Consider the following 11966-nt stretch of genomic DNA (forward strand, 5'->3'; position numbering starts at 1 on the left):
CATCCCAATATCCGGCCGTACGGCGGCCCGTGCCCGGCCACCGGGCGAGAGCACCGGGAAAGAGGGTCGGGCAAGGGGGTCGGGAAAAGGAGCGGAAAAGGAAAAGGGAAGCGGGAAAGAGGGGTGGGAAAGGGAAGCGGCCCCGCCTCCCCGGGGGTGGGGTGGCGGGGCCGTCGCGTTCGGGCCTCACCCGGGTCCCGCGGGAGCGGGAGCGGGACCCGGGATCAGCGGGTTACGGGAGCGCCGGGTAGGCGTTCTGGAGCAGCTGGCGGAACTGGGCGGAGAACCACTGGCCGGAGATCGGCGCGTCCGGCAGGGCGCCGCTGGCGTTGTTGCCGTTGCGCTCGTTGCCGGTGTAGGTCGGGTCGCACATCCGGTCGAAGCCCTTGCCCTCGTTGTTCGGGATCTCCCGGCTGGAGCCGTCGGACTCACCCGGGGGCTTGATCCAGACGTAGGCGTCCAGGCCGGTGGCGGGGCTGGCCTGCGGGCGCTCGCCCAGTCCGGCACCGCTCTGGTTGCACCAGTTGCCGGCGTGGATCCTGCGGTCGACGCGCGACTGGTTGACGAAGGTGTTCACGTCCGTCGAGGTGCTGGGAGCGGCCGGGCGGGCCGAGCCTCCCCAGCCGTTGCGGGAGGTGTCGATCAGCATGCCGATGTTGGACCGGAAGCCCTTCTGGATCAGCGTGGTCCTGAAGGCCTGGGCGAAGGACAGCTCGTCGACGTAGAAGTTCCAGTCCAGCCACCGGGACTGGCGGATGTTCTGGCCGTTGACGGTCGTGTTGATGGTGAAGTGCGGCTCACGCAGCGCCGAGTAGTTGGCGGTGTTGGTGATGAAGCCGTCGACGCTGTCGAAGCCGGCGGTGGTGCCGGAGACGGTGCTCGCGAACAGGTCCGCGGCCGGGCCGAAGTTGGTGTCCCAGCCGAGCCAGCCGTGGTGCGCGGCGTCGATGTAGGTGTAGACGTTGTTGATCGCGTGCAGCTTGTTCAGGGCGTAGCGGACACCGTCGACGTAGGCGCCGCTGTCCTTGGCCTCCTGGCACTTGGGCACGTTGAGGTTGGTGATCAGGTTCGGCAGCGAGTCGATCTCGATGATCGTCGAGATGCGCAGGCCCGCGTACTTGGACTCGCCCATGATCGCGGCGATCGGGTCGATGTACTCGGTCTTGTAGCGGTTGAGACCGTTCTGGGCGATGAGCAGCTCACCGTTGGAGGCGAGCGCCGAGCAGTCGCGGTTGGGCAGGTTGTAGATGACGAACTGGATCGTCAGCGGCCTGCTGCCGTTCGCCGCGTCCTGCTCCAGGGCCTCGTCCAGGTGGGCGCGCAGGCCCATCGCCGAGGAGGAGCCCGCGATGGCGGCGATGCGGTCCAGCCACACGCCGGTGGAGATGTTGGCGACCGCGCTGCCGCCCGGCTCGGCGGCGGCCTTGGCCGACCAGTCGGGGTTCACGTAGCCGTCGGCTCCGGCGTAGGGGTTGTCGACGTGCACGGGCGGCGTCGTGCCGCCGTCGTCGTCCGCCTCGGTCACGGCGACGGAGGCGCCGGTGTGGCCGGTGGCGGCGGCCGTGACGGTGGCGGTGCCGTTCGTGTCGTCGGAGTCCTGCGCCGCCGAGACCGTCACGTTCTGCGCCGTGTTCCAGTTGGCGGTGGTGAAGGTCAGTGTGGAGGGCGAGATGGTGACGCTGGCGTCACCCGTCTTGGTCAGGTTGACCGTGACGCTGCCGCTCGGCGCCTGGCTGAGCCTGAAGCCGGCCGTCCTGGACGCGCCCTCGGGAACGCTGAGGGAGGTCGGGGAGGCGACGATCGACGGCGTCGAGGTGCCGCCGCCCACGGTGAAGGGGACCGCCGCGGTCTGGGTGGAGAGCGCCGGGGAGGCGTTGTCGAAGGCCTTGGCGCTGGCGGTGTGGGAGCCGGACGACAGGCCGGTGGCGGAGTAGGAGTACGGGGAGCTGGTGTCGGTGTTGACCAGCGTGCCGTCGACGTAGAACTCCACCTTGCTGACGGAGCCGTCGTCGCTCGCGGTCGCCGCGAGCGGCACGGCGGCACCGGCCTGGTGGGAGGAGCCGGAGGCGGGGCTGGTCAGGCTGACCGTGGGGGGCTGGTTGACCGGGGGCTGCCCGCCGCAGGTCACGCCGTTGACCGTGAAGGCGGCCGGCTTGGGGTTGCTCCCGGTCGACGTCCCGTTGAAGCCCATGCTGGTGGAGGCGCCGGTGGCGAGGGCGCCGTTCCAGGCGAGGTTCTTCGCGGTGACCTGGGTGCCCGACTGGGCCCAGGTCGCCGACCAGCCCTGCTGGATGGTCTGCCCGGCGGTGAAGGCGAAGCCCAGGGTCCAGCTGGTGAGCGGGTCACCGAGGTTCTTGAGGGTGACGCTGGCGGTGAATCCGCCCTGCCAGTCGTTGGTGGTGTAGGCGACGTCGCAGGCGACTGCGGCGTGCGCCGTGGCGGCCTGCCCGGTGGCGAGACCGGCGGCGGCCATGAGCATGGCCGCCATGGTCGCCACCCGGTTGCGCCAGGCATGGCGGCGCGGATTTACTGTCATTCGTGATCATCTCCAGGAGGATGGTGGGAGCGCTCCCATAGTCCGGATGTTTCACGGATGTGTACAGCTTGTTGCACGTCGGAGGCCCCCGAATGAGGCCGTCCCGGCCTCTGACCTCACCGAACGGATTTCGAGCACCGTGAAAGTTTCAGACCCCTCTCCGGGGCCCCTCGCGAACGGTGCGCGGTAGCCGCCCCCGAACCGTTTCGGGAGACCCCGTGGCAGCCACCGCCAAACCCTTTCCGGAGACCCCGCGGCAGCCACCGCCAAACCCTCCCCGAGACCCCGCGGCAGCCACCGCCAAACCCTCCCCGAGACCCCGGGGACTCCCCGGCCTCCACGCGGCCCCCGCCGTCGTTCCCGGCTCCCGCGGCCCTTCGCCCTCGGCGCAGCCACCACCGTTCCCGGCTCCCACGCCTCGCCCTCGGCGCAGCCGTCACCGGCTCCCCCGTGCCCCCCTTGACGCACGCCGTCCTCCCCGGCTGCCCGCGCTCCGCCTTCGGCGCGGCCGGCCGCGCCCCCGGGTCCTCGCGCCCGGCGTACGCCGGCCTCCCCGGGCCGCCTGCGTGAAGCGCGCACCCGGGCAGGGCCGCCGTTACCCGATGGCCGCCATGGCGGCGCCCACGATGCCCGCCTCGTTCTGAAGGCCCGCGGGGACGATCGGGGTGCGCAGCTTGATCTGGGGCAGGAACTTGTCGGCCTTCTTGCTGACCCCTCCGCCGATGATGAACAGCGACGGGGAGAACAGCGCCTCGACGTGTTCCAGATACTCCTGCACCTTCTCGGCCCACTCGTCCCAGTCGAGGTCGTGCGCCTCGCGGGCGTGGTCGGAGGCGCGCTTCTCGGCCTCCTTGCCCCTGATCTCCAGGTGGCCGAGCTCGGTGTTGGGCACCAGGCGGCCGTCGATGAGCAGGGCGCTGCCGATCCCGGTACCGAAGGTCAGCAGCATCACCACACCCGTCCGGCCCTTGGCGGCGCCCGCCGCCACCTCGGCGAGGCCGGCCGCGTCGGCGTCGTTGAGCACCGCCACCGGCAGCCCCGTCGCCCCGGAGAACAGCTTCCGCGCGTCCGTGCCGATCCAGTCCTTGTCCACGTTCGCGGCCGACCTGGCGACCCCGTCGACCACGATCCCGGGAAAGGTCACCCCCACCGGTCCCTCCCAGGCGAAGTGCTCGACGATCTCCGCCACCACCCCGGCCACCGCCTCGGGCTTGGCGGGATCCGGCGTGGGGATGCGCAGCCGCTCCCGCGTCAGCCGCCCCTTCGCGACGTCCACCGGCGCACCCTTGATCCCCGACCCACCGATGTCGATTCCCAGCGCTTCCATGTGCTTACCTCCTGTTGACTCCCTCTTCCCCGTGACAGGCGGCTGATACTCGTTTGCAGTGAGCGGTCAACCCGGTTGAAAGCGGTCCATCACACACTGTGGACACAGCAGCCGGAAAGGAACCCCTCCCATGAAGACCAGCCGCCTCCTCGCGGGACTCGCCCTCGCCACCGCCATCGTCTCCATCGCCCCCGCGACCGCCCAGGCGGCGACCGCCCAGCCCCAGACCGGCCCGGCCGCCACCGGCACGACGGCGTCGCAGGGCGCCGGTCCGTGGGGCACCTACTACGCCCCCGGCAGGAGGGCGAAGACGAAGGGCTCGCTGACGGTCTCCGGTGAGGACCACGCGGTCATCCCCGCCGCCGAGACGGGCAGGATCTCCGGCAAGGTCTACGACCTGACGAGGGGCCCCTCCTGCGGCTGGGCGGTCTTCCGCCTCACCTACCGGACCCCCGACGGCAAGAACCTGCCGTTCAAGCACCGCAGCATCGTCGACTGCTCGTACGGCACCCCGAAGTCGTTCACGTTCACCCAGCACGACCTCTACCAGGTAGAGCTCAAGGTCTGCTCCGAGGCCAAGGCTTCCAAGCCCTCCCTGAACTGCCTGTACGCGGGCACCTGGAAGGTCCTCTACATCTCGAAGTGACCGAAGTGACGTAGGACGACGTGAAGTGAGCGGCGGGCGGGGAGACCCCGCCCGCCCGGCACGGCCCGCAGGCGCCGGGCCGCCACCCGGCGGGAGCGTCAGCTCACCGGGACGGCGGCCCGGCGCCTGCGGCGCACCATGAGGCCGAGGGCGGTGACGGGCACGACCACCCCGGCCACCAGTCCCACCAGGGGCAGGTAGTTCTCGTCGGGCTCGACGGAACGGCCCTGGCCCGCCGCCGGGAAGGTGAAGGTCGCGGTGACCGCCCGTTTCACCATGCCGCTCGTCAGGGTCAGCCTGCCCTTCCAGGGGCCGTCAGGCATGCGCCGGTCCATGGTCACGGTCACCGGGGCGACGGAACCCGGGAGCAGCGTGACCCCCAGGTCGGCGGGGAAGGGCCCGGCCTGCAGGCCGCCGGGGCCCTCCCTCAGAGACAGCGCCCCGTTCATGTCCAGGGTCCGCTCCCCGGTGTTGCGGGTCAGCGCCGCCAGTTGCACGCTGCCGTCCGAGGTGCGTGCGGGCGTCAGTCTCTCGACCCGGAAGTCCGACGGCGGTTCGCCGCCCGGCCCGACGTCGAGGTAGACGCGGATCCCGACCCGGTTGACGACGCGCACGGGGTGGGCGTCGTCGGCTTCGGCGGCGACCTCCGCCCAGACGACGCCGAACCGCTCGCCGCGCGAGGCGATCGGCGGCACCCCGATCGTCACCTGGGCGGTCGCCCTGCCGCCCGGTGGCAGGTCGACCGCGTCGCGGTCGAGCGACATCCAGCTCACCAGCTCGTTCTTAGGACGGCCCGCCAGCGCGTTGAACCTGTTCCGCACGACGTCGGCGGCGGCCGGATACAGGCTGACGTGCCGGCGTTTCCCGGACGTGTTGGAGATCTCCACCTTCCGCCGGATCGTGGTGCCCGGATTGAGATGGTCGACGATGTAGGAGAGCGCGCGGGGATCGCCGCGGTGGCTGACCGGTGCCTCGAGCAGGCGGATGCCGATGGTGCCCCTGGGCTCGGCGGCGACCGCGCCCGTCCCGGCCGACGCGCCGACCCCGCCGACCCCGCCGGCCCCTCCGGCACACAGCACGGCCAGCAGCGTCACCGCGAACGGGCCGGCGCCCCGGTCACGCCACCTGATGTGTCACCGTCCCGGTGTAGGTGCCGGTCTGAGCCGTGATGGGGATGTTGACGATCAGCGTGGGGTTCCAGGTCGCCGTGCTGCCTCCGGTGCCTCCCGTGTGGGCGAAGGCCGGGACGGCGGTCGGCGGCGTGCCTCCCAGGGGGACCGCGTCGGCCGCCGTGGGCTGGCCGGGGATGAAGGTGCCGCCCCCGCTGGTGGCGGTCGCGGGCCCGGACCAGTACAGGACGGCGCTGAAGGGGATGGTCAGCGCGCCACTGGTGAAGTTCGTCGCGTACACCGTCGCGGTCCAGGTCGAGGTGGCCCCGCCGCGGGTGTCGGTGACCGTCACGGGACCGATCTGCCCGGTGAGCGTGCCGCCGGGGGGAGCCGAGCCGAGGTTGATCGGGCCGGCTGGCGCGACGATGTCCAGGGTTCCCGCCACTACGGTGAACGTGACGATGGTGTCGGCGGTGGGAGCGGCCACCGCCGGTGCCGCCAGGATGACCATCAAAGCGCCCACGCCCGCCGAGGTGAGCGCGGCAAGTCTCTTACGCAAGATCTCTTCCTTCCGAATGACGAGAATGTCTTCGGGGGGCGGCAAGTGGCGGATCTTCCACACTTGTCGCGATAACTCTAAGAGATCAATAACTACTCAGCGTGACGAAAACGGCAAACGGGAGACCCGGAGATGTTCCGGCGAGAATCAAAGCCCCGGACGGTGCCAAGGCGGCACCGCGAACCCGTGGCGAGCCCGGACCGGTCGCGCGAATCCCTCGGGCGAGCACGCGGAGCCGCGTGACGCCGCCCCCCGTCACGGAGGCCCCGGAGGGCTCGCGCTCAGGAAGCCAAGGACATTCCGGCTTCTTATTCACGACATATGTTCGTAACAGGTGAATGTGGATCCGGAAGATACCGACGTTCGTCTGCGAGATCATCCACCGGCGGCTCCTGGAGCGAATGCCCGAGCCCGTGGACCCGGGGAACCCTCTCGAACCCGCCCTCGCCTCCGGCGGGCTCCCCCTCAGCGCTTGACCGGGCCGGTCGAGGCCCTCACCACCAGCTCGGGCTCGAAGAGCAGCTCGTCGGCCGGGACCAGGGCCTTGTCGATCTGTGCCGCGAGCAGGTCGACGACCGCGCGGCCCATCGCGTCGATCGGCTGGCGCAGCGTCGTCAGCGGCGGGTCGGTGCAGTTCATCAGCGCGGAGTCGTCGTAGCCGATCACCGAGACGTCGTCGGGCACGGAGAGCCCCGCCCGGCGGGCCGCCCTGATCGCGCCCAGGGCCATCACGTCGCTGGCGCAGATGACGCCGGTCACGCCCCTGCGGATCAGCCGCGCGGCCGCCGCGTGCCCCCCTTCCAGGGAGAACATGGTGTGCTCGATGAACTCGGGGTCGAGATCCGCCGCGTCCAGCTTGCGCCGCGAGGGCACGTGGTCGGGGGGGCCGAGCACCATGCCGATCCGTTCGTGGCCCAGCGACCGCAGGTGGCCGAGCGCCATCTCGGCGGCGGCCACGTCGTCGCAGGAGACCTGGGGAAACGCGAGGTGCGCGACCGCGGCGTTCACCAGCACGGTCGGCAGGCGCCGCTCCCGCAGCAGCTCGTAGTGCTCGTGGGAGGCGTCGGCCTGGGCGAACAGCCCTCCGGCGAAGACCACGCCGGACACCTGCTGCTGGAGCAGCAGGTCGACGTACTCCGCCTCGGAGACGCCGCCCAGGGTGCGGGTGCACAACACCGAGGTGAACCCCTGCTGGGCCAGCGCACCCCCGACGACCTCGGCGAAAGCGGGGAAGATGGGGTTCTGCAGCTCGGGGAGGACGAGCCCGACCAACCGCGCCCTGTCGCCGCGCAGCTGGGTCGGCCGCTCGTAGCCGAGCACGTCGAGCGCCGTGAGGACGGCCTCACGGGTCGCCTCGGACACTCCGGGCTTCCCGTTGAGCACGCGACTGACCGTCGCCTCGCTCATCCCGACCTTCTTGGCCACTTCTGCAAGCCGTCGCGTCATGATGAAACTATAAGGCAAGAGAAGCAATTACTTGCGGCGACTTGCGAAAGTTACGTCAACAGTCAGGTCCGGGGGTCGTCCCCGTCAGTTTTCGGTGATCCTGCCGCCGTCGACGTGGACCCGCCGGGTGGTGTGCACCGCGTCCAGCATCCGGCGGTCGTGGGTGACCAGCAGCAGCGTACCGGGATAGGAGGCGAGCGCGGACTCCAGCTGCTCGATCGCGGCCAGGTCCAGGTGGTTGGTCGGCTCGTCGAGCACGAGGAGGTTCACCCCGCGCGCCTGGAGCAGCGCCAGCGCGGCCCGGGTCCGCTCCCCCGGGGACAGGGTGGCGGCCGGGCGCGGCACGTGCGCGGCCCGGAGCCCGAACTTGGCGAGCAGCGTGCGGACGTCCCCGGGAACCATGTCGGGCACGGCCGCGCCGAAGGCCTCCACCAGGGGTTCGTCGCCGAGGAACAGCCCGCGCGCCTGGTCCACCTCCCCGACGACCACCCCGGGACCGAGCGAGGCGTTGCCCTCGTCCAGCGGGAGCCGGCCCAGGAGCGCGGCCAGCAGGGTCGACTTGCCGGAGCCGTTGGCGCCGGTGACCGCCACCCGCTCGGCCCAGCCGACCTCCAGGTTCACCGGGCCGAGGGTGAAGGCGCCGCGCCGGACCACGGCGCCGCGCAGCGTCGCGACGACGGCCCCCGACCTCGGGGCCACCGCGATCTCCATGCGGAGCTCCCACTCCTTGCGGGGCTCCTCGACCTCCTCCATCCGCTCGATCAGCCGCTCGGTCTGGCGGGCCTTCGCGGCCTGCTTCTCGGTGGTCTCGGTACGGAGGTTGCGGCCGATCTTGTCGTTGTCGGGCGCCTTGCGCCGCGCGTTCTTGACGCCCTTCTCCATCCAGGCGCGCTGCATCCCCGCGCGCTGCTTGAGGGAGGCGACGGTTCCGGCGTACTCCTCGTACTCGTCGCGGGCGTGCCGGCGGGCGACCTCGCGCTCGGTGAGGTAGGCCTCGTAGCCGCCGCCGTGCACCCTGACCAGCTGCTGGGCGAGGTCGAGCTCGACGACCCGGTTCACGGTCCTGGCCAGGAACTCGCGGTCGTGGCTGACCAGGACGGTCCCGGCGCGCAGGCCGGTGACGAAGCGTTCGAGCCGCTCCAGCCCCTCCAGGTCGAGGTCGTTGGTGGGCTCGTCCAGCAGGAAGACGTCGTAGCGGCTGAGCAGCAGGGAGGCCATGCCCGCCCGCGCGGCCTGGCCGCCGGAGAGCGCCGTCATCGGCCGGTCGAGCTCCACGGCGAGGCCGAGCTCGGCGACGACCTCGGCGGCCCGGTCCTCCAGGTCGGCACCGCCCAGGGCGAGCCAGCGCTCCAGGCCGGCCGAGTAGTCGTCGTCCGCCCCCGGGGTCCCCTCCACCAGCCCCTGGGTCGCGGCGTCCAGCGCGCGCTGCGCGGCGGCCACCCCCGTACGGCGGGCCAGGAAGTCCGCGACCGTCTCGTCCGCGCGGCGCTCGCGCTCCTGGGGGAGGTAGCCGACCGACGCCGAGGGCGGGCTGAGCCGCACGGAGCCGTGCTCGGGAGGGAGCAGTCCCGCGAGGATCCGCATCAGGGTGGACTTGCCCGCGCCGTTCACCCCGACCAGGCCGACGATGTCGCCGGGGGCGACCACCAGGTCGAGCCCGGTGAAAAGCGCTCGGTCGCCGTGTCCGGCGGCCAGGTCCTTGGCGACGATGGTGGCACTCATACGCAAACGCTATCCGCCCGCCGGCACCACGGCGTCACGTCCCGTATGTCCGCTACATCACGATAAAAGGCCATCCCACCCTGACCGCACGCCACCGGTTCGCCACTCCCCACCCTCAAACCCTATTCCCGACAAATCGGACATATTACATTTATTAGCGAAAAAATTTTGAGGCCAGATGATCGGTGACTGACCAGGCCATTCCCGCCGGAAAACGTTACCTTACGGAAACGTAAACACCCTTTTTTGCGGACTTCAGGCAACATCAGTCGCTTCTGTGCCGTCTTATGGGGTGGGAACGGTCAACTCTGATCGTCTCCAACGAACGGGGAGAAGAGGAAAGCGTCTTGATGAAACGAATCGCCATCGGTCTGCTGTCAGCGGCGGTGAGCAGCTCGCTGCTCCTGTCCGCGGGAACGGCCTCCGCGGAGCGAGTCGCTCTCAGCGTGCGCATCGACAACGTCAGCCCGAACCCGGTCGTCGTGAAGGGAGACGACGACACGAGGGTCACCATCGAGGTCCGTACCACCGAGGCCACCCGCGTCGAGCTTCGCCTCAGGCCGGTCTCCGACCGGGCCCGCACCCAGGCGGCACAGGAGCCCAGGCTCCTGCACCAGGGTGACCTGTGGCGCTTCACGACCAGCTTCGACGAGAACGACTTCGAGGGTCGCTGGGTCGCGATCGCCGACGCGTACGACAAGGACGGCAAGAAGGTGACCGACGAGGTCAACTTCTCCGTCGTCCACGAGAAGGCCGAGAAGGCCGACACCCGCATCTACCGGTTCTCCGCGAGCCCCGAGGCCGTCCGCAAGGGCCGCTGGGTCTACTTCACCGGCCGTCTCCAGGTGGACGACGACCGCTGGAAGGGCGTCCGCGGCGAGGAGGTGGAGATCTACTTCCGCAAGCGCGGCTCCAACACGTGGAAGTTCGTCACCTCCCCCGACACCGGCTGGAAGGGCACCTTCCGCGCCAAGGCCCGCGCGTACAGCAGCGGTGAGTACCGCGCGATCTTCGACGGCACCGACGAGCTCTCCGAGAGCCGCAGCCGGACCGACAAGGTGCGCGTGTACACCCGTCGCTGGTAGTGATCCCGCCTGACGGTCGCGGCGCGGCCGGACGGTAGAGCCGACGCGGAAGCCCGGGGCGACCCGGGCTTCCAGCGTTTCCGGTGTTTTCTGTGTCTCCCGGCGAGGTCGGCCGAGGTCGCCCGCTTGATCCCCCGGCTTTCGGGCAGCGAAAGGGTACGACGACCGGAGGGAAGCCGCGCCGATGACGACGGGTGATTTCTACGACTACTCCGAGCTGCTGGAGGAGCACGAGAAGGAGATCGTGCTCCGGGTACGGGAGTTCATGGCGCGCGAGGTCGCGCCCATCGCGAACGAGGCGTGGACCAACGCGCGCTTCCCCCACCAGCTGATCCCCGAGTTCGCAAAACTCGACATCGCGGGCCTGGCCTATCGGGGGGCACGGAGCCTGCTGACCGGGTTCGTGGTGCTGGAGATGAACCGGGTGGACCCGTCGATGGGCACGTTCTTCGGTGTCCACAACGGCCTGGCGATGGGCAGCGTCGACCGGCTGGGCTCGGAGGAGCAGCGGGAGCGGTGGCTGCCGCCGATGGCGGCGATGGAGAAGATCGGGGCGTTCGCGCTGACGGAGCCCGAGGGGGGTTCCGACGTCGCGTCGGGGCTGCGCACGACGGCCCGGCGCGAAGGCGACGTGTGGGTGCTCAACGGGGCCAAGCGCTGGATCGGCAACGCGACCTTCGCCGACCTGATCGTGGTGTGGGCCAAGGACGAGGCGGACGGCCAGGTCAAGGGATTCGTGGTGGAGAAGGGCACGCCCGGCTTCGCCGCCACGAAGATCGAGAACAAGATAGCCCTGCGCACGGTCCAGAACGCCGACATCACGCTCACCAACTGCCTGGTGCCGGAGATCAACCGGCTGCAGAAGGCCAACGGCTTCCGCGACACCGGCACCATCCTGCGGCAGACCCGGGGAGGCGTGGCCTGGCAGGCGGTGGGCTGCATGACGGGCGCCTACGAGCTCGCGCTGGAGTACGCGAAGACGCGCGAGCAGTTCGGGAAGCCGATCGCGGGCTTCCAGCTCGTGCAGGACCTGCTCGTGCGGATGCTGGGCAACGTCACCTGCTCGCTGGGCATGGTGGTGCGGCTGGCGCAGCTCCAGGACGCGGGTGTCTACAAGGACGAGCACTCGGCCATGGCCAAGGCCTTCTGCACGGCGCGGATGCGCGAGGCCGTGGGATGGGCCAGGGAGATCCTGGGCGGCAACGGCATCGTCCTCGACTACGACGTCGGCCGGTTCGTGGCCGACTCCGAGGCGATCTACTCCTACGAGGGGACGCGCGAGATCAACACCCTCATCGTGGGACGGGCGATCACCGGCACGAGCGCCTTCGTCTGAGCACGCCGTGCCGGAAACCGCCGCCTGAGCGCCTTCGCGTGAGAGGCCCGTTCGAGCGTCCCCGGCCGAGAGCCCTCGGCCGGACGCTCCCGCTCGGGTGCTTCGCCCGAGCCCTTGTCCCCTTAGCGGCTGCCCTCCGAGCGCCTTGGCGTCTTCGGCAGGCGCACGGCCGCCGCACGACCGCCGCACGACCCGCTCCG

At 70.5% G+C, this 11966-nt stretch carries 9 protein-coding genes; 3 read left to right on the forward strand and 6 right to left on the reverse strand.

The features are described 5' to 3' along the window. Positions 1 to 232 precede the first annotated feature (232 nt). Positions 233 to 2536 carry a glycoside hydrolase family 6 protein gene (locus ABT053_RS43515; protein ID WP_502991925.1) on the reverse strand — a complete coding sequence of 768 codons (2304 nt, stop codon included), beginning with the start codon at positions 2534 to 2536 and terminating at the stop codon, positions 233 to 235. A 595-nt stretch (positions 2537 to 3131) separates the two neighbouring features. Continuing rightward, positions 3132 to 3863 carry a polyphosphate--glucose phosphotransferase gene (ppgK, locus tag ABT053_RS33245; protein ID WP_350974495.1) on the reverse strand — a complete coding sequence of 244 codons (732 nt, stop codon included), beginning with the start codon at positions 3861 to 3863 and terminating at the stop codon, positions 3132 to 3134. Between the two features lie 130 nt (positions 3864 to 3993). Between ppgK and ABT053_RS33250 the strand changes: the two genes are divergently transcribed. Next, complete coding sequence (locus tag ABT053_RS33250) at positions 3994 to 4509, forward strand: hypothetical protein (protein ID WP_350974496.1); 516 nt, start codon at positions 3994 to 3996, stop codon at positions 4507 to 4509. A gap of 98 nt (positions 4510 to 4607) precedes the next feature. Here the strand turns inward: ABT053_RS33250 and ABT053_RS33255 are convergent, their stop codons facing one another. From ABT053_RS33255 to ABT053_RS33270, 4 genes are all read right to left on the reverse strand, one after another. After that, positions 4608 to 5603 (reverse strand): hypothetical protein, encoded by a 996-nt coding sequence (locus tag ABT053_RS33255; protein ID WP_350974498.1) that lies wholly within the window; start codon positions 5601 to 5603, stop codon positions 4608 to 4610. A gap of 22 nt (positions 5604 to 5625) precedes the next feature. Further along, complete coding sequence (locus ABT053_RS33260; RefSeq protein ID WP_350974499.1) at positions 5626 to 6177, reverse strand: hypothetical protein; 552 nt, start codon at positions 6175 to 6177, stop codon at positions 5626 to 5628. 465 nt (positions 6178 to 6642) lie between these two features. Further along, positions 6643 to 7623 carry a LacI family DNA-binding transcriptional regulator gene (locus ABT053_RS33265; RefSeq protein WP_350974501.1) on the reverse strand — a complete coding sequence of 327 codons (981 nt, stop codon included), beginning with the start codon at positions 7621 to 7623 and terminating at the stop codon, positions 6643 to 6645. An 84-nt stretch (positions 7624 to 7707) separates the two neighbouring features. Continuing rightward, positions 7708 to 9345 (reverse strand): ABC-F family ATP-binding cassette domain-containing protein, encoded by a 1638-nt coding sequence (locus ABT053_RS33270; protein WP_350974503.1) that lies wholly within the window; start codon positions 9343 to 9345, stop codon positions 7708 to 7710. A 350-nt stretch (positions 9346 to 9695) separates the two neighbouring features. On the opposite strand from ABT053_RS33270, the gene ABT053_RS33275 reads away from it, so the two are divergent. Together ABT053_RS33275 and ABT053_RS33280 are read left to right on the forward strand one after the other, a co-directional pair. Then, positions 9696 to 10430 carry a hypothetical protein gene (locus ABT053_RS33275; protein ID WP_350974505.1) on the forward strand — a complete coding sequence of 245 codons (735 nt, stop codon included), beginning with the start codon at positions 9696 to 9698 and terminating at the stop codon, positions 10428 to 10430. Positions 10431 to 10614: 184 nt separating this feature from the next. Next, positions 10615 to 11766 (forward strand): acyl-CoA dehydrogenase family protein, encoded by a 1152-nt coding sequence (locus ABT053_RS33280; protein ID WP_350974507.1) that lies wholly within the window; start codon positions 10615 to 10617, stop codon positions 11764 to 11766. The last annotated feature ends 200 nt before the right edge of the window (positions 11767 to 11966 follow it).

Origin of the sequence: Streptosporangium sp. NPDC002524 (assembly GCF_040295985.1) — a bacterium.
Classification (GTDB): domain Bacteria; phylum Actinomycetota; class Actinomycetes; order Streptosporangiales; family Streptosporangiaceae; genus Streptosporangium.